At 73.8% G+C, this 15,711-nt stretch carries 17 protein-coding genes; 7 read left to right on the top strand and 10 right to left on the bottom strand.

Going from position 1 to position 15,711, the window contains the following annotated elements:
• Window positions 1-272: 272 nt before the first annotated feature.
• Complete coding sequence (locus PSU4_RS28600) at window positions 273-482, bottom strand: type II toxin-antitoxin system antitoxin (protein ID WP_147115344.1); 210 nt, start codon at window positions 480-482, stop codon at window positions 273-275.
• A gap of 9 nt (window positions 483-491) precedes the next feature.
• Window positions 492-1,418, bottom strand: coding sequence for an SPFH domain-containing protein (locus tag PSU4_RS28595; protein WP_147115341.1), 927 nt, complete (start codon window positions 1,416-1,418; stop codon window positions 492-494).
• Between the two features lie 105 nt (window positions 1,419-1,523).
• Here PSU4_RS28595 and PSU4_RS28590 point away from each other — a divergent pair, with 105 nt between their 5' ends.
• Window positions 1,524-2,108, top strand: a complete 585-nt coding sequence (locus PSU4_RS28590) for a maleylpyruvate isomerase N-terminal domain-containing protein (protein ID WP_147115338.1) — start codon at window positions 1,524-1,526, stop codon at window positions 2,106-2,108.
• Between the two features lie 136 nt (window positions 2,109-2,244).
• Here the strand turns inward: PSU4_RS28590 and PSU4_RS28585 are convergent, their stop codons facing one another.
• A complete protein-coding gene (locus PSU4_RS28585) occupies window positions 2,245-3,222 on the bottom strand; it encodes a hypothetical protein (protein WP_147115334.1) in 978 nt (325 codons plus the stop codon).
• Between the two features lie 150 nt (window positions 3,223-3,372).
• Here PSU4_RS28585 and lepA point away from each other — a divergent pair, with 150 nt between their 5' ends.
• On the top strand, window positions 3,373-5,217 hold the full coding sequence (gene lepA / locus PSU4_RS28580) for a translation elongation factor 4 (RefSeq protein ID WP_147115331.1): 1,845 nt from the start codon (window positions 3,373-3,375) through the stop codon (window positions 5,215-5,217).
• Between the two features lie 42 nt (window positions 5,218-5,259).
• Here the strand turns inward: lepA and PSU4_RS28575 are convergent, their stop codons facing one another.
• Entirely contained in the window at window positions 5,260-5,730 is a 471-nt protein-coding gene (locus PSU4_RS28575; protein WP_147115328.1) for a MarR family winged helix-turn-helix transcriptional regulator, read from the bottom strand.
• A gap of 78 nt (window positions 5,731-5,808) precedes the next feature.
• On the bottom strand, window positions 5,809-6,774 hold the full coding sequence (locus PSU4_RS28570; protein ID WP_147115326.1) for a zinc-binding dehydrogenase: 966 nt from the start codon (window positions 6,772-6,774) through the stop codon (window positions 5,809-5,811).
• A gap of 43 nt (window positions 6,775-6,817) precedes the next feature.
• Here PSU4_RS28570 and PSU4_RS28565 point away from each other — a divergent pair, with 43 nt between their 5' ends.
• From PSU4_RS28565 to PSU4_RS28555, 3 genes are all read left to right on the top strand, one after another.
• Complete coding sequence (locus PSU4_RS28565; protein WP_147115323.1) at window positions 6,818-7,048, top strand: hypothetical protein; 231 nt, start codon at window positions 6,818-6,820, stop codon at window positions 7,046-7,048.
• 1 nt (window position 7,049) lies between these two features.
• Window positions 7,050-7,517 (top strand): guanyl-specific ribonuclease, encoded by a 468-nt coding sequence (locus PSU4_RS28560; RefSeq protein WP_246115406.1) that lies wholly within the window; start codon window positions 7,050-7,052, stop codon window positions 7,515-7,517.
• 66 nt (window positions 7,518-7,583) lie between these two features.
• Window positions 7,584-7,958, top strand: coding sequence for a barstar family protein (locus tag PSU4_RS28555; RefSeq protein ID WP_147115320.1), 375 nt, complete (start codon window positions 7,584-7,586; stop codon window positions 7,956-7,958).
• A 13-nt stretch (window positions 7,959-7,971) separates the two neighbouring features.
• Here PSU4_RS28555 and PSU4_RS28550 read toward each other — a convergent pair whose 3' ends face one another.
• Window positions 7,972-8,820: an NAD-dependent protein deacetylase gene (locus tag PSU4_RS28550; protein ID WP_147115319.1), complete on the bottom strand. Its 849-nt coding sequence runs from the start codon at window positions 8,818-8,820 to the stop codon at window positions 7,972-7,974.
• A 121-nt stretch (window positions 8,821-8,941) separates the two neighbouring features.
• Here PSU4_RS28550 and PSU4_RS28545 point away from each other — a divergent pair, with 121 nt between their 5' ends.
• Window positions 8,942-9,532 (top strand): TIGR03086 family metal-binding protein, encoded by a 591-nt coding sequence (locus PSU4_RS28545; protein WP_186817238.1) that lies wholly within the window; start codon window positions 8,942-8,944, stop codon window positions 9,530-9,532.
• Between the two features lie 4 nt (window positions 9,533-9,536).
• Here the strand turns inward: PSU4_RS28545 and PSU4_RS28540 are convergent, their stop codons facing one another.
• The 3 genes from PSU4_RS28540 to PSU4_RS28530 form a co-directional block, all read right to left on the bottom strand.
• The gene (locus PSU4_RS28540; RefSeq protein WP_147115313.1) at window positions 9,537-10,334 is read right to left on the bottom strand and encodes an enoyl-CoA hydratase-related protein; all 798 of its coding nucleotides are present in this window, start codon (window positions 10,332-10,334) and stop codon (window positions 9,537-9,539) included.
• Window positions 10,335-10,455: 121 nt separating this feature from the next.
• Window positions 10,456-10,869 (bottom strand): hypothetical protein, encoded by a 414-nt coding sequence (locus PSU4_RS28535; protein ID WP_147115311.1) that lies wholly within the window; start codon window positions 10,867-10,869, stop codon window positions 10,456-10,458.
• Between the two features lie 304 nt (window positions 10,870-11,173).
• Window positions 11,174-12,271 (bottom strand): LLM class flavin-dependent oxidoreductase, encoded by a 1,098-nt coding sequence (locus PSU4_RS28530; RefSeq protein ID WP_147115308.1) that lies wholly within the window; start codon window positions 12,269-12,271, stop codon window positions 11,174-11,176.
• A 389-nt stretch (window positions 12,272-12,660) separates the two neighbouring features.
• Here PSU4_RS28530 and PSU4_RS28525 point away from each other — a divergent pair, with 389 nt between their 5' ends.
• Window positions 12,661-14,598 carry an FAD/NAD(P)-binding protein gene (locus PSU4_RS28525; protein WP_147115305.1) on the top strand — a complete coding sequence of 646 codons (1,938 nt, stop codon included), beginning with the start codon at window positions 12,661-12,663 and terminating at the stop codon, window positions 14,596-14,598.
• A 16-nt stretch (window positions 14,599-14,614) separates the two neighbouring features.
• Here PSU4_RS28525 and PSU4_RS28520 read toward each other — a convergent pair whose 3' ends face one another.
• Entirely contained in the window at window positions 14,615-15,574 is a 960-nt protein-coding gene (locus tag PSU4_RS28520; protein WP_222596431.1) for a hypothetical protein, read from the bottom strand.
• Between the last annotated feature and the right edge of the window lie 137 nt (window positions 15,575-15,711).

The raw sequence follows: 15,711 nt of genomic DNA, 5'->3' as shown, positions 1-15,711 counted from the left end.
TGGAAGTCGCGCGGCGAGGGCGCCTGTTCCCGGGGCCGGTTCTCCACGCGTGGTTTCCTCGGGCGGCACGCGGGTTCCCGGGTCGGAACGCCACCCACAGGCCGCGCGGCGACCGCAAGACCCGCGCGGCGACGCCCATCTCTCGCGGCGGCGGCAGGAGGCGGATGGTGACCTCGGAAGCCGAGTGGCGTTGCTGTCCGCCCGGCCGCGCCGACGACCGGGAACCCGCCACACCGCGGCGCCCCGCAGCCGATGAGCTGCGGGGCGCCGGGTCAGGGATCGGGCGGGTCGTCGAGGCGGGGGCGCCCGCGGGGGCGGGGGCCCTTCGCGCCGGACGGCAGCCGTCCGGCCGCGCGCAGCGCTTCCCGGAGCAGGAAGTCGATCTGCGCGTTGGTGCTGCGGAGCTCGTCGGCGGCCCAGCGGGCGAGGGCGTCGTGGACGGCCGGGTCGAGCCGCAGCAGGAAGCTCTTGCGCTCGGGCATGGTCGCGGGTCAGTGGTAGAGCGAGCCCGCGTTGACGATCGGCTGGGTCGCCCGGTCCCCACACAGGACGACCATCAGGTTGCTCACCATCGCCGCCTTGCGCTCCTCGTCGAGCGCGACGATCTCACGCTCGGAGAGCCGCTCGAGGGCCATCTCGACCATTCCGACGGCACCTTCGACGATCCGCCCCCGCGCGGCGACGACGGCGCCGGCCTGCTGGCGTTGCAGCATGGCCCCGGCGATCTCGGGTGCGTAGGCGAGGTGGGTGAGCCGTGACTCGACGATCGTGACCCCGGCGGCGTCGACGCGGTCGCCGATCTCGCGGGAGAGGCGTTCGGTGATCTCCTCGGCGTTCTGCCGCAGGGAGAGGTCTTCCTCGTGGGAGTCGTAGGCGTAGCTGGTGGCGATGTGGCGGATCGCGGTCTCGGTCTGGGTGTGGACGAACGCGACGAACGAGTCGACCTCGAACACGGCGCGCGCGGTGTCCTCGACCTGCCACACGACGACGGCGGCGATCTCGATTGGGTTGCCGTCGAGGTCGTTGACCTTGAGGACCTCGCTCTCGTGGTTGCGGATCCGGGTGGAGATCTTGCGCCGGCTGGTCAGCGGGTTGACCCAGCGCAGCCCGGAGGTGCGCACGGTGCCGACGTAGCGGCCGAAGAACTGCACCACCTTGGCCTCGCCGGGCGCGACCGTCGTCAGGCCGCGCAGGGTGACCGCTCCGAGGACGAGGGCGGCGATGCCGAGTCCGATGAGGAGGCCGGTGCCGGCTGCGATCCCGGCGATGCCCAGTCCGACGAGTACGAGCCCGACGAGGAGGCCGACGAACCCGTTGGGTCCCCACGCCTTGTGTTCGCGGACGGCCGGGTCGGGCATCCGCACGGGTGTCACCTCCAGCTCGCCGGTCGGCGCGGGTCGGTTGTCCTGTGTGCTCATCGTCGTCCCCCTGACGTCCCGGCCTCGTGGGCCGCTAGCCAGATGATATCAGTTTTCTTCCGGGCTGCTATCACTTTTTCTCGACGGACGGCCTACCGTGTCCGGATGGACGCCGACGACGTGCGCCAGGCCGCTGCAGCGAGCTGCGCGGTGCTGGAGCATGCGGGGGGCCGGGACTGGTCGGTGGCGGCCCGCGGGGTCGACATGACGGTCGCGGGGGTGGTCGCCCATGTGGGCGCGACGCTGCTCGGGTTCGCGGCCGACCTCGCCGCGGGTGGCGCGACGCTCGACGCGCTCGAGACCCGGATCGACCCCGGCGCCCCGCCCGCCGCGCTGGTCGGCGGCATCGTTGCGGGCTCGGAGGTGCTCGCGGCCGTCGTCGAGGCGGCCCCGCCGGACGCGCGCGGTCACCATCCGTTCGGCTCGGCCGACGCCTCGGGTTTCGCGGCGATGGGTGTCCTGGAGCTGCTCGTGCACACCGACGACGCCGCCCGCGGCCTCGGGGTCGGTTTCGAGCCGGACGCGCACCTTGCGCAGCGGGTCCTGCACCGGCTCTTCCCGGCGACGCCGCGCGGGTCGCGTTCGTGGCCGACACTGCGGTGGGCGACCGGCCGCTGCGCCCTCGACACCGACCACCCGCGTCTGCAGGAGTGGCGTTGGCACAGCGCCCCACCCGACGGTCGCCCCTGACCGACCCGGCCCGCAACCTCACTGCTGTCCCGTCGCCGGAACAGGACCGTCAGGTTGCGCGCGGTGGGTGACGCAGGTCCGGACGCGACGGCGCGGCCCCCGCCGCGGAGGGTCGCGCCGGGTGTGCGGAACGACGTCAGGCGATCGCGCCGGCCTTGTCGACGCGGCGGTGGTAGCGCTCGCCCGCGCGGCCGCCGAGGACGGCGGCGAGCAGCGTCACGATCGCGACGACGACGAGCAGGATGACGCCGCCGATGGTCAGCGCCCCGGTGGGCAGGGCGATGGAGGGGAGCACGACGCGTTCCATGACGTCGTACTCGGCGCCGAGGACGGCACCGGCGATGCCGGCGGCGATGGTCACGACCAGGCCGATGACCCAGGTGCCGCTGCCGTTGCGGGCGCCGTCGAAGCGGGCGAGCCGGCCGGCGACGTAGCCGCCGCCCAGGTAGGCGAGCGCCATGACGACGACGATCGCGATGGCGGCGGTGAGGCCGACGGTCTCGGGTGCGGGCTCGGTGGGGGAGCCGGAGAGGTCGAGGGAGAAGCCGGTTGCGGCGGCGATGCCGGCGGCGATCGCGAAGAGGATGACGGTGAGGCCGACGGCGACGATCCAGCCGAAGAAGGCGGCGCCGATCTTGACGCCGCCGAAGCGTTCGTGCTGGCGTTCGCGGGCGACGGCGAGTGCGCCGCGTCCGGCGTAGTGGCGGTCGAGGTCGGCGAGGGTATGGGCGTCGGGGCCGCCGTTGCCGGCGGTGGGCGCGGTGCGGAACCCGGCCTTGTCGACGGGAACGACGACGCCCTGGTCGCCGTGGGGCTGGGCGCGGTCGAGGGGGACGAGGCGACCGGCGCCGATGCGTCCCTTGACGACGCCCCAGGGTACGGGGGAGTGCTCGCCGGCGGGATGGATTCGGGTGAGCGTGCCGAGTTTGGCGCCGTCGCGACCGTGCACGGTGCGCCCGGTCCAGTCGTCGGCAGGTGGGGTGGAGCCACCGGTGGGGTCCGGCTGCGCGTGCCGCGCCGGCCTGTCGGGGGTGGGTGACGCGGCCGGTTCCTCGGCCACCGGGGCGGCGCGATGCCGGGCATCGCGGGGGGTCTCGTGCGGCGTCGTGGTCATGGGGGCCACCTCCTGACCGTCCGTTCCCGATGGTGGCACCGCTCACACATGGCGACGCTGCAGGTCACCGGATCGGTGGGTGACCGGGAGGGCGCAGGCCGCGTGGGCCGACATGGGACGATGGGGGTCACCCGCAGCGAAGGAACCTGAGTGACGACGTACGCCGACCGCACGTTCACCCCGCCGGAGCGCATCCGGAACTTCTGCATCATCGCCCACATCGACCACGGGAAGTCCACCCTGGCCGACCGGATGCTGCAGCTCACCGGGGTCGTCGAGGAGCGCGCGATGCGGGCGCAGTACCTCGACCGGATGGACATCGAGCGCGAGCGCGGCATCACGATCAAGGCGCAGAACGTGCGGCTCCCGTGGCAGCTCGACGGCACCGACCACGTCCTGCACCTCATCGACACGCCGGGCCACGTCGACTTCACCTACGAGGTGTCCCGCGCGCTGGAGGCGTGCGAGGGCGCGATCCTGCTGGTCGACGCGGCGCAGGGCATCGAGGCGCAGACGCTGGCGAACCTGTACCTGGCGCTGGAGAAGGACCTGACGATCGTCCCGGTCCTCAACAAGATCGACCTGCCGGCGGCCGACCCGGACCGCTACGCCGCGGAGATCGCGCACATCGTGGGCTGCGACGCGAGCGACGTGCTCCGCGTCAGCGCCAAGACCGGCGTCGGGGTGCGCGAGCTGCTCGACGAGGTCGTCCGCCAGGTCCCGCCCCCGGTCGGCGACGCGGACGCCCCGGCCCGGGCGATGATCTTCGACTCGGTGTACGACACCTACCGCGGCGTCGTCACCTACATCCGGGTCGTCGACGGCAAGATCACCCCGCGCGAGCGGATCAGGATGATGTCGACGGGCGCGACGCACGAGCTGCTCGAGGTCGGCATCGTCTCGCCGGAGCCCAAGCCGTCCGACGGGCTGGGCGTCGGCGAGGTCGGCTACCTCATCACCGGGGTGAAGGACGTCCGGCAGTCGAAGGTCGGCGACACGGTCACGAGCCAGCGCCATGGTGCGACGGAGCCGCTCACCGGCTACCGGGAGCCGCGGCCGATGGTCTACTCGGGCCTCTACCCGGTCGACGGTTCGCAGTACCCGGACCTGCGTGAGGCGCTCGACAAGCTGCAGCTCAACGACGCGGCGCTCACCTACGAGCCGGAGACGTCGGCGGCGCTGGGGTTCGGGTTCCGCTGCGGCTTCCTGGGTCTGCTGCACCTGGAGATCACCCGTGACCGGCTGGAGCGCGAGGCTGGGCTCGACCTGATCTCGACGGCGCCGAACGTCGTCTACCGGGTGGTGCGCGACGACGGCGCCGAGCAGTTCGTGACGAACCCGTCCGACTGGCCGACGGGCCGGGTGGCGCAGATCTTCGAGCCGGTCGTGAAGGTGACGGTGCTGGCGCCGTCGGAGTTCGTCGGCACGATCATGGAGCTGTGCCAGAACCGGCGCGGGCAGCTGGGCGGCATGGACTACCTGTCGGAGACGCGCGTCGAGCTGCGGTACACGATGCCGCTCGCGGAGATCATCTTCGACTTCTTCGACGCCCTGAAGTCGCGCACCCGCGGGTACGCGAGCCTGGACTACGAGGAGGCGGGCGAGCAGGAGTCGGACCTGGTGAAGGTCGACATCATGCTGCAGGGCGAGCCGGTCGACGCGTTCTCGGCGATCCGGCACAAGGACGACGCGTACTCCTACGGCACGTCGATGGCGACGAAGCTGCGCGAGCTGATCCCGCGCCAGCAGTTCGAGGTGCCGATCCAGGCGGCGATCGGGTCGCGCATCATCGCGCGCGAGAACATCCGCGCGATCCGCAAGGACGTGCTCGCCAAGTGCTACGGCGGCGACATCACGCGTAAGCGGAAGCTGTTGGAGAAGCAGAAGGAGGGCAAGAAGCGGATGAAGACCATCGGTCGGGTCGAGGTTCCGCAGGAGGCCTTCGTGGCGGCGTTGTCGACGGACTCGTCGGCGGCGGAGAAGACGAAGAAGTAGGCGCCCGGGCGTCGTCGCCCGGGCTGTCGGGAGCGGGGGGAGTCAGGCGGGGGCGTCGGCGAGGTGGGCGAGCAGGTCGGCCAGCTGGGCGCGTTCGCGGGGGTGGACGGCGCCGAGCGCGGCACCGACCTTGCGTTCGACCATCCCGCACACCCGTTCGACGACGGCGCGGCCGTCGGCGGCGAGGTGGACGAGGACGCGGCGACGGTCGACGGGGTCGTGGCGGCGGTAGGCCATCCCTGCCGCCACGAGGCGGTCGACCACGCGGGTCGCCGTCGGGGCGGGCAGGGCGGTGTGGCCGGCGATCTCTCCCATGCTGCGGCCACCGCCGCGGGAGAGCATCAGGAGGACCCGCCAGCCGTCGCGGCTGACGCCCTCCGACGCCGTTGCGGGGACCAGGGCCGTGGCTACGGCCCGGTCCACGCGGTCGAGTAGCTCGACGAGGCCGGGTACGCGCGGCGCCGGGGCGGTGGCGACAGCCCCCGGCGCCGATCGACTGAATGGCTCAGACACGGCTACCGACTGTACTTGACGATTGAGCTATCTCCGCTGTTTCCCGAGGAAGAAGCTGAGAAATCGTCCTGGTCGGTCTCAGTGAGTGAACACGATCTTGCCGGCGGTGTTCCCGTCGAGCATCGCCCGGAAGCCCTCTTCGGCCTGGTCCATGGGCACTTCGAGCCCGACCTCGGGGACGATCCCGGCGTTCGCGACGAACGTGAGCAGGTCGGCGAGCTCGTCGCGGGTGCCCATCGTCGACCCCTCGACGCGGAGCTGGAGGAAGAACAACCGCTGCAGGTCGGCACCCGGCTGGGGGCCGCTCGTCGCGCCGCAGACGATGACCGCGCCGCCTGGGCGCAGGGACTTCATCGAGTGCGCCCAGGTCGCCTCGCCGACGCTCTCGAAGACGGCGTCGACCCGCTCGGGCAGCCGCGCGCCGGACTCGAACGTGGCGTGCGCGCCCAGCTTCTCGGCCAGCGCGCGCTTCTCCTCGCTGCGGCCGGTGACCCACACCCGCATGCCGGCGGCCCGGCCCAGCTGGACCAGTGCCGTCGACACCCCGCCGGAGGCGCCCTGCACGAGCATCGTCTGCCCGGGGCGCAGACCGGACTTGGTGAACAGCATCCGGTAGGCCGTCAGCCAGGCGGTGCCCATGACGGCGGCGTGCGCGGCCGACAGCCCGGCGGGCTTGCGGATCGCGTTCTGGGCGGGGACGACGACGGTGTCGGCCATCGTGCCCTGGTACTTCTCGGTGAGCAGGGTGCGGCGCGGGTCGAGGGTCTCGTCGCCGGTCCAGGTCGGGTCGCCGATGATCGAGTGGACGACGACCTCGGTGCCGTCCTCGAGGGTCCCGGCGCCGTCGCAGCCCAGGATCATGGGGAACTGCTCGGGCTTGATGCCCACACCCCGCAGCGTCCAGAGGTCGTGCATGTTGAGGCTCGCGGCGGAGACCGTGACCGCGACCCAGCCCTCGGGGACCTCGGGGTCGGGGCGTTCCCCGACGGTGAGGGCGTCGAGGGGGGCGTCGGGGTTCGGCTCGGCGGCGTAGACGGCGAACATGCCCCGAACCTAGTCACGATCGCCCGGGTCTACCGTGTGACGTGTGCGGGCGCTGGCGAACTGGTGGGACGCGGTGGAGCTGTGGGTGACGCAGCTGCCGTTCCCGTTCCAGGTGGTGCTGGCCGCGGTCGTCGTCCTGCCGGTGTGTGCGGGGCTCGCGGTGCTGGTCGACAGGGCGGCGGGGGTCGTCGGCACGCTGCTGGCCGCGCTGCCGCGGCCGCGTCGTGGGTCGCGGGCGCCCGAGCCGCTGTTCGACGTCCCCACCGAGAGGTGAGGTGAGCTCGCCGCGGCGCGGTTCGTCGGTGCGCGCGGCCCTCGTCGCGCTGGCGGTCCTCGCCGCTCTCGTCCTGGTGGGGACGTTCGCGCGCCCGGGCTCGGCCCCGCCCGCGGGTGTCGACGGCGCCGCCTGCGCGACGGTGTCGGCCCAGGTGCCGGGCGCGGCGGCGTCGGGACTCCCGGTGCAGCCGCTGTGCGCGCTGCCGCCCGAGGCCGCCGCGGTGTACGCGCAGATCCGCGCCGGCGGGCCCTACCGCTACGAGCGCGACGGGACCGTGTTCGCCAACGCCGAGCGCCTGCTGCCCGCGGAGCCGCGCGGCTACTACCACGAGTTCACCGTGCCGACGCCCGGCGAGGCCGACCGTGGCGCGCGACGGCTGGTCACGGGCTCGGAGCAGGAGCTGTACTACACCGGCGACCACTACGCCGCCTTCGTCGTCGTCGACGCGGCAGCCGTCACCCGCTGACGGGGTCCGCCACCGCTCTCGATCGAGACTCTGGCGAACCGGACGCGAACAGGTGATGATGACCACATGACGGTGCAGTCGATCGGACTCCAGTGCAGCCCACGTGACGCAGGTCAGGTCGCCGACACCGCGCGGCAGTGCGGCGCACGCGTGGCGCGCGTCGACGGCCCTCGCGACCGTCAGGCCTTCTACCGGGCGGTCGCCGCCCAGCTCGACGTACCCGACTGGTTCGGCCACAACCTCGACGCGTTGCGCGACGTCCTCACCGACCTGTCCTGGCTGCCCGCCGGCGAGGTCGTCCTGATCTGGGACGACCCGGCCGCGTTGGCGCCCGCCGACCCCGAGGGCCACGACAGGCTCCTCGACGTCCTCGCCGACGCCGCGGCGGCGTCGGGCACCGGCGAGCGTCCGCTGCGGGTGGTGCTCACCGGCAGGATCTGACTCGCACCTGCGCTCAGGCTGCGGCCGCTGCCAGCGCGGTCAGGGTCTCCGAACACCCGGCGTCGACGAGCAGCGTCGCGAGGGGGTCGCCGCGCGTCGCCCCCCGGTTGAGGATCACGACGGGCACCCCGAGCGCGTGCGCGCGCTTCACGAACCGCAGCCCCGACATCACGGTCAACGACGATCCCGCGACGAGCAGCGCACCGTCGCCGGGGGAGAGGGCCTCGACGAGCGCGTACGAACGCTGCACCCGGTCGCGCGGCACGTTCTCGCCGAAGAACACGACGTGCGGCTTGAGCACACCACCGCAGTCGGTGCAGGGGGCGACGACGAAGCCGTCGGTGTCGTCGAGGACGGCATCGCCGTCGGGGGCGGCCTCCGCGGCCACGGCGGCCTCGGCGAACCCCGGGTTGAGCCCGGCGAGGCGGGCCTGCAGCAGGTCGCGGGCGGTGACGTCGCCACACTCCAGGCAGACGACCTCGTCGATGCGTCCGTGCAGGTCGACGACGCCGCGGCTGCCCGCGGCGCCGTGCAACCCGTCGACGTTCTGCGTGATGACCGACCGCAGCACCCCGGCACGCTCCAGCTCTGCCAGCGCGAGGTGCCCCGGGTTCGGTGACGCGTGGCGCATCCGGGCCCACCCGACGTGGCTGCGCGCCCAGTACCGGCGCCGCGCGTCGTCACCGGACCGGAACTCCGCGATCGTCATCGGGCGGCGCGCGGGCGAGCCGGGCCCGCGGTAGTCGGGGATGCCGGAGTCGGTGGACAGGCCGGCGCCGGTGAGCGCGACGAGCGGGCGCCCGGCGAGCAGGTCGAGGGCCTGCGCGACGGGCGCGGGACCGGTGGTGGGCGGAGCGGTCACCCCTCCAGACTACGAGGGCGCCGAACAACTCGGGCCTGCTGCGCGACCGGACTTGTTCAGCACCCTCGTCGGTGTCGCGTTCCTACAAGACCCGTCGTCGACGGCCGCGCACGATGGAGGCATGGACCACACCGACCACATGCAGCAGAGCATCGACCTCGCCGTCTCGGTCATCCGTGGGACCCCCGTCGACCGCTACGACGACCCGAGCCCCTGCGCCGACTTCACCGTCCGCCAGACCGTGAACCACATCGCGTTCGGCTTCGTACTGGCGCAGCGCTCGGCGACCCGCGAGCCGTGGGACGAGACCTGGCAGCTCGAGGACGGCGCCCCGTTCCTGATCGGCGTCCCCGAGTCCGAGTGGGCCGAGAAGTGCGCCGAGGAGGGCGCCGCGACCGCGCGCGCCTGGGCCGAACCCGGTGTCTGGGACGGCGACAGCCACATGGGCGGCTCCCCGATGCCCGCCGCGGCGATCGGCTCGATGATGACCTCGGAGTTCGCCGTCCACGCCTGGGACGTCGCCGCCGCGACCGGGCGGCGCCTCGACGTCCCCGAGGAGCTGGGCCGGGTCGTCCTCGACGGCGTCCTCGCGATCGCGCCGATGGGTCGCGACGGCGGCTGGTTCGGCGCCGAGGTCCCGGTCGCCGACGACGCGCCCGCGTTCACCAAGGCGCTCGGCGCCGCCGGCCGCGACCCGAACTGGACGCCCTGACCGCTCAGTCCGGCACGACCCAGGCGGGGGTGCGCTTCTCGGCGAACGCGCGCATCCCCTCCTGGCCGTCCGGGCTCGCGAAGTAGCCCGCCGACAGCTCCTGCATCTGCGCGAAGTCCTCCGACATCGACCGGGGGCGCTCCGAGCGCAGCATCTCCTTCGTCCCGGCCAGCGCCGCGGGGGCGCCGAGCTTGAGGGCGTCGGCGTAGCCGGCGACGGTCGCGTCCAGCTCGTCGGCCGGCACCGCGGCGTTGACCAGCCCGATCTCCCTGGCCCGCGGCGAGTCGAACACGGCCGCGGTGAGGAACAGCTCGTGCGCGGCGCGGGGCAGCAGCCGCGGCAGCACCGTCACCGAGATGACGGCCGGCACCAGGCCGAGACGCACCTCGCTGAACGCGAACGTCGCGGTCTCGACGGCCACCGCGATGTCGCACGCCGCCACCAGACCGACCCCGCCCGCCCGTGCCGCCCCCGCGACCCGGGCGACGACCGGCTTGGGGGAGGTCCAGATCAGCTCGAGGATCGCGGGCACCTCCGAGATGCCCTGCTGGTCGGCCGACGCGCCGCGCGTCTCCCGCAGGTCCATCCCCGAGCAGAACACGGAACCGGTGTGGGACAGCACGATCACCCGGACGTCGTCGTCGGCCAGGGCGGCCTGCAGGTGCGCGAGCAGCTCCCGGCGCAGCTGCGCCGACAACGCGTTGCGGTTGGCGGGGGAGTCCAGTGTGACCGTCGCGACGCCGGCCGTGACGTCGAGATGGACGAGCTCCGAGGGGGCGGCGTCGCCGTCGGGAGGGGTCATGGCCGGACCGTAGCCGAGCGCGTCCCGGTGCGGCGTGGCCGGGCGGGCGTGGACGGCCGGGGCGCCAGGCGGCGGGCGTGCCCCGACCGCCTGGGTGGACCGGGCCGCCCTGGTCCGACGGTCAGCGGCGCGCGAAGAACTCGTTGGCGCGGTTGTTCCACAGCAGCGCCAGGATGATCACGGCGATCGCGATGTTGCCGATCGACCCGGAACCCGCCCCGGTGCTGCCGTAGACCGACAGCGTCGTGATCGCGCCGACGATCTGGAGCACCTCCAGGACGGTCACGATGATCCGGGCACCGTTGCCGCCCTTGCCCAGCCGCGACGCCACCGCGGCCGTGAGCAGCCCGATGACCAGGGTGAAGATGCCGACCGCGACGATGACGCCGCTGGAGACGTCGACCTGGGCCGTGCCGACGGTCGCAGCCACGATCAGCAGCAACACGCCCACGATGATCTGCAGGATCGCCGAGATCCAGACGAGGACGACGACCACCGTGACACTGCCGGGACGGGCGAGGGGCGCTGCGCTCATGTGCGGTTCCTTCCGATCGGACGCGCGTACGGGCACGCCGCCGGAACCGGCCCGGCGTCGGGCGAGGTGACTGTCCACTCGCACCGGCCGAGACGTCCGTTACGTCAGGACGCCCAGCGATCGGGCCGGGCCGGGTACACACCGACCGGGAGGGGGACCCGCCGGTGTCCACCGCGGCCCGGCCCGTGCAACGGGGCGGCGCCCCAGCGCCCGCCCCGTCGACGCATGACTCGCCGCCCCGACCTGTGCTGTTACATCCGCGTCCGGGACACCTCGACGACGGCCGCCGCGTCAGGCCCGCGCGTCAGGCCGCTGCGGCGTCGCGGCGCGCCACCTCCGCCCGCACCAACGGGATGACCTCGCGGCCGAACTCCCGGGCGTCCTCGAGCAGGTCGTAGCCGCGCGCCGACAGGATGCGCACACCCAGGTCGTAGTAGTCGAGCAACGCCGCAGCCACCGTCTCCGGGGTGCCGACGAGCGCCGTCGAGTTGCCCGCACCCCCGGTCGCGGCGGCGGTCACCGTCCACAGTGCCCGGTCGTGCCGTTCGCCCTGCTCCGCCACGGCCAGCAGCCGTTGCGACCCGGCGTTCTCCGGGTCGGTCAGCTTGTGCCGGCGCGTGAGCTGCGTCGTCCCGCCCGCGGTGCGCTCCCGGATCCGGGCCACCGTCGCGTACGCCTTCTCCCACGCCTCCTCCTCGGTGCGGCCCAGGATCGGCCGGAACGCCACCTGGAACGTCGGCGCCGGCCGGCCCGCGGCCGCGGCGAGCCGCGTGATCGTCGCGATCTGCTCCGCCGTCCCCGCCAACGGCTCGCCCCACAACGCGTAGATGTCGGCCTCCTCCGCACCCACCTTGTAGGCGGCCGCCGACGACCCGCCGAACGAGATCCGCGGCCGCGGCTTCTGCGCGGGCTCCACGTCGAGCACGAAGTCGGCGATGTCGTAGTGCTCGCCGTGGAAGTCGAACGGCTCCCGCTCCGTCCACGCCCGCTTCAGGATCTGGATGGCCTCGCGGGTGCGGTCGTAGCGGCGGTCCTTGGGCAGCGTGTCGCCCTCGCGCTGCTGCTCGTGGTCGTTGCCGCCGGTGATGACGTGCAACGTCAGCCGCCCGTCGGAGATCTGGTCGAGCGTCGCGACGGTCTTCGCCGCGAACGTCGGCGCCGACACGTTGGGGCGGTGCGCGAGCAGTAGCTGCAGCCGCTCGGTGTGGTCGGCGATGTAGGCCGCGGCCTGCGCCGGGTCCGGGCTGCCCGACGAGTACGCCGTCAGCACCCGGTCCCAGCCGTTGTCCTCGTGGGCCCGCGCGAGCGCGAGGGTGAAGTCCTTGTCGAAGGCCGGACCGGACCGCGCACGGGTCTCGGTGCCGTCGTTGGTCGCGCCGATGCCGAGGAACTCGACGGGCATGGGTGTGCTCCTGTGGAAGGTGGGACGAGGGCCGCTACCGCACGCGAGGGCGACACGCCGCCGACCACACGCGACCGAGGTCGACGTGCCGGCGCGTCACCAGGGCGGTCCCCGGTCCGGGAGTCACACCTTCACTGCAGCACCGGCGGTCGCGCCGGTCAACCACATGTCGGGTGTGACGGTCCCGGCGGCCGAACCCGGTGCGCGGACAGCTCCCGGCGCCTACCCTCGGAGACGATGACCGACGCCCGCGACCATGCGCACCGGGGCACCGCCGTGCCCGTGACGCTGCTGGCCCGCCGTCGCCACGTCGACTTCTGCCGGACCAGCGCCGCGCTGGTGGGGTGACGCGCCCACGCCCGTCCCGCCCCCGTCACGCGAGGTCAGCCATGTCCCGTCGCCCCCACTCCATCGTCGTCGTGGGCGCAGGCCCGCGCGGCACCGGGCTGCTCGAACGCCTCGGCGCCAACCTCGGCGAACTCCTGCCCGACGGTGAGCTCGACGTCCACCTCGTCGACCCCTTCCCGCCCGGCGCCGGCCGCATCTGGCGCCACGCCCAGTCACCGCTGCTGGCCATGAACTCGATGGCCGCCGACGTCACCATGTACACCGACGACTCCGTCCTGTGCGCCGGCCCGATCGTGCCCGGCCCGTCACTGTGGGAATGGGTGCAACGGGTCCGCGCCGGCGAGCTGCCGACGGAGACCGCCGACGCCCTCGGCCCCGCGCTCTGGGCCGAGCTCACCGCCGTCGACGCCACGACCTTCCCGAGCAGGCAGCTGCAGAGCCGCTATCTCGCATGGGTGCTGCGCGACGTCGTCGCCACCCTCCCGCCGCGGGTCCGCGTCCACCTGCACACCGGGCGCGCCACCGGCATCACCGAGACCGGCGACGACCAGTGGGTCACCGTCGACGGGCTCGCCGCGCCGCTGCGCGCCGACACCGTCGTACTCGCCTCCGGGCACCTCGACGCCGTCCCCACCCCCGACGAACGCGCCCTCGCCGCCCGCGCCTGCGCCGCCGGGCTGCGCTACCTGCCGCCCGAGCAGACCACCGACACCGACCTCTCCGTCGTCCGCCCCGGCGAAACCGTGCTCGTCCGCGGTCTCGGCCTCGCGTTCGTCGACCTCGTCGTGCTCCTGTTCGAAGGCCGCGGCGGCCGGTTCGTCCCCGCCGCCGACGACTCCGACCGGCTGCGCTACATCCCGTCCGGCGACGAACCCGTCCTCGTCGCCGGCAGCCCCCGCGGCGCCACCTACCACTCCAAGACCCACTACCAGCTCCGCGGCGGCCGCCCGCCCCTGCCGCGCCACTTCGGCCCCGACCAGATCGCGCCCCTCGTCGCCGACGGGCCCGTCGACCTGCGCACCACCCTCTGGCCACTCATGGCCAAGGAGATCGCCTGGGGCTGGTACCACGAGCTCGTCGCCGGACACCCCGACCGCGTCCCCCTCGACCTCGACGAGTTCGCCGCCCGCTTCGACGCCGCAGCGTGGGGCACACCGGCGATGGACGCGCTGCTCGCCGAGGTCGCGCCCGACCCGCTCGACCGCCTCGACCTCGACGCCCTCGACCAGCCCCTCGCCGGCCTCACCGCCCCCACCCTCGACGCCCTGCAACCCCTCGTCGTCGACCGCATCGCCGAGGACCTGCGCCAGCACGTCGACCCCCGACACACCCCGCACCTCGGCGCCTTCGTCGCCATGCTGTCGGTGTACAACGAGGTCACCAGCCTGCAGGGCGACGGCGCGCTCACCGCCGCATCCCGCGCCCGCGACGTCCCCTGGTGGCAGAGCTTCTTCAACTCCGTCGCCAGCGGGCCGCCCGGATTCCGGGTCCGCCAGATCCTCGCGCTCGCCGACGCCGGGCTCGTCCGGTTCCTCGGCCCGGGGATGTGGGTCTCCGTCTCCTCCGACTCAGCCGACGGCGCGGTGCTGCGCGCGGGCAGCTCGGCGACACCGGAGGTCGTGACCTCCACGATCCTGGTCGACGCCCGCCTCCCCGACTCCAGCGCCGCCCGCAGCACCGACCCGTTGCTTGCCGCCCTCGTCCGCGACGGCGCCGTCAGCGAAGAGATCCTGCGCGCCGACGACGGCACCGTCCTGCGCAACACCGGCCTCATCCGGGTCCGCCCCGCCGACGGCGCGATCGTCGACGCCCGCGGCGCCGTGCACCCGCGCCGCTTCGCCGTCGGACCACACACCGCGGTGAAGGTCGCCGGGGCCTTCACCCGGCCGGGCATGAACGCGCAGAGCCTGCGCTACAACGACGCCATCGCCCGCGCCGTGCTGCAGAGCCTGCCCGCGGAGTCGGCTGCGGCGGCCTGACCCGGCACCCCCCGGGTCAGCGGCGGCGCGGCGGCAGCGGCGGGACCTTCGGGATCTCGCCGGTCAGCCACGAGCGGCGACGCGGACGCGGGATCGGCCGGAACGCCGCGGTCTCGACGTCGACGTCGTCGTCCGGGACGCGAGGATCGGGCACGGTCAGCTTCGCGAACGCCTGGGTGAGGTGGACGAGGGGCAGCGCAGCGGTCGGGGTGTCGACGTCGTCCGCCGGCCGGTCATGATCCGGGCGTGGCCGCCGGGCGTCACCGCGGTCCGCGTCAAACCGGTCGCGGGCGTCGTACCGGTCGCGGCTGTCGTACCGGTCGCGGGTGTCGTGGCGGTCGTCGCGGGTCCGGTGGTCGGCGCCGTCGTCGCGGCGTGACCGCGGCTCGGGGTCCGCGGTCGGACGGTCCGGACCCCGGTGGGCGTCGGCGTGGCGGGGCCCGCGGTCGGTCCGGCCCTCGCGGCTCCCGTCGCGCCCGCGGTCCCACCGGGAGTGGCGGGCGCGCCCGCGCTCGTCGGGATCGCCGCGCCGGGCGGGACGGCGGCGGGAAAGCGCGGTCGTCTCCGAGACCTCGCCGGTGCCGAAGCCGGTGTCGAAGCCGGGGTCGTGGGAGTCGCGACGATCGGCGGGGGCGTCCTCGCGGGCACGGCGCCGGTCGGTGTCGTAGCCGTCGGCGCGGTGGCCGCCGGTGTCGCTGCGACGACGCTGGTCGTGTCCGTGGCCGCCCTGACCGGAGTCGACGACGCGGCCGCGGTCGTCGGCGGGCCTGCGACGGCGGGGCCGGCGCTCGTCGCGGTCGCCGTCGCGACGGGGGGTGCGCGCCGGCCGTGCGTCCTCGCCGGAGAAGCCGTCGCGGTGCGAGTGGTCTCGGCGAGAGCCGTCGGCCCCGGAGCGGTGGACCTGCGATCCCTCGGTCCGCGGGGTGTCGGCGTGACGCCCGTCGGGGGCGAAATCGACGGTCCGCGCCCCGTTCACGTGCTCACCGTTCACAGACGCGCCGTTCACGCGCCCATCGTTCGTGCGCGCATCGTTCACGCGCGCACCGTTCATGCGCGGAGCGTCCGCCCGCGAACCGCGGCGACGCGCACCGTCGGACTTCGAGTCGTCGGGCC

Origin of the sequence: Pseudonocardia sulfidoxydans NBRC 16205, from assembly GCF_007989085.1 — a bacterium.
Classification (GTDB): Bacteria; Actinomycetota; Actinomycetes; order Mycobacteriales; family Pseudonocardiaceae; genus Pseudonocardia; species Pseudonocardia sulfidoxydans.
Note: the sequence above shows the minus strand (reverse complement) of the source record. Positions and strands in the feature narration are given on the sequence as shown.

Coding starts and splice junctions, on each gene's coding strand:
- PSU4_RS28600 (WP_147115344.1), bottom strand. CDS start 482: ATGCCCGAGCGCAAGAGCTTCCTGCTGCGGCTCGACCCGGCCGTCCAC.
- PSU4_RS28540 (WP_147115313.1), bottom strand. CDS start 10,334: ATGACCCCTCCCGACGGCGACGCCGCCCCCTCGGAGCTCGTCCATCTC.
- PSU4_RS28590 (WP_147115338.1), top strand. CDS start 1,524: ATGGACGCCGACGACGTGCGCCAGGCCGCTGCAGCGAGCTGCGCGGTG.
- PSU4_RS28530 (WP_147115308.1), bottom strand. CDS start 12,271: ATGCCCGTCGAGTTCCTCGGCATCGGCGCGACCAACGACGGCACCGAG.
- PSU4_RS28555 (WP_147115320.1), top strand. CDS start 7,584: ATGACGGTGCAGTCGATCGGACTCCAGTGCAGCCCACGTGACGCAGGT.
- PSU4_RS28595 (WP_147115341.1), bottom strand. CDS start 1,418: ATGAGCACACAGGACAACCGACCCGCGCCGACCGGCGAGCTGGAGGTG.
- PSU4_RS28585 (WP_147115334.1), bottom strand. CDS start 3,222: ATGACCACGACGCCGCACGAGACCCCCCGCGATGCCCGGCATCGCGCC.
- PSU4_RS28545 (WP_186817238.1), top strand. CDS start 8,942: ATGGACCACACCGACCACATGCAGCAGAGCATCGACCTCGCCGTCTCG.
- PSU4_RS28525 (WP_147115305.1), top strand. CDS start 12,661: ATGTCCCGTCGCCCCCACTCCATCGTCGTCGTGGGCGCAGGCCCGCGC.
- PSU4_RS28535 (WP_147115311.1), bottom strand. CDS start 10,869: ATGAGCGCAGCGCCCCTCGCCCGTCCCGGCAGTGTCACGGTGGTCGTC.
- PSU4_RS28570 (WP_147115326.1), bottom strand. CDS start 6,774: ATGTTCGCCGTCTACGCCGCCGAGCCGAACCCCGACGCCCCCCTCGAC.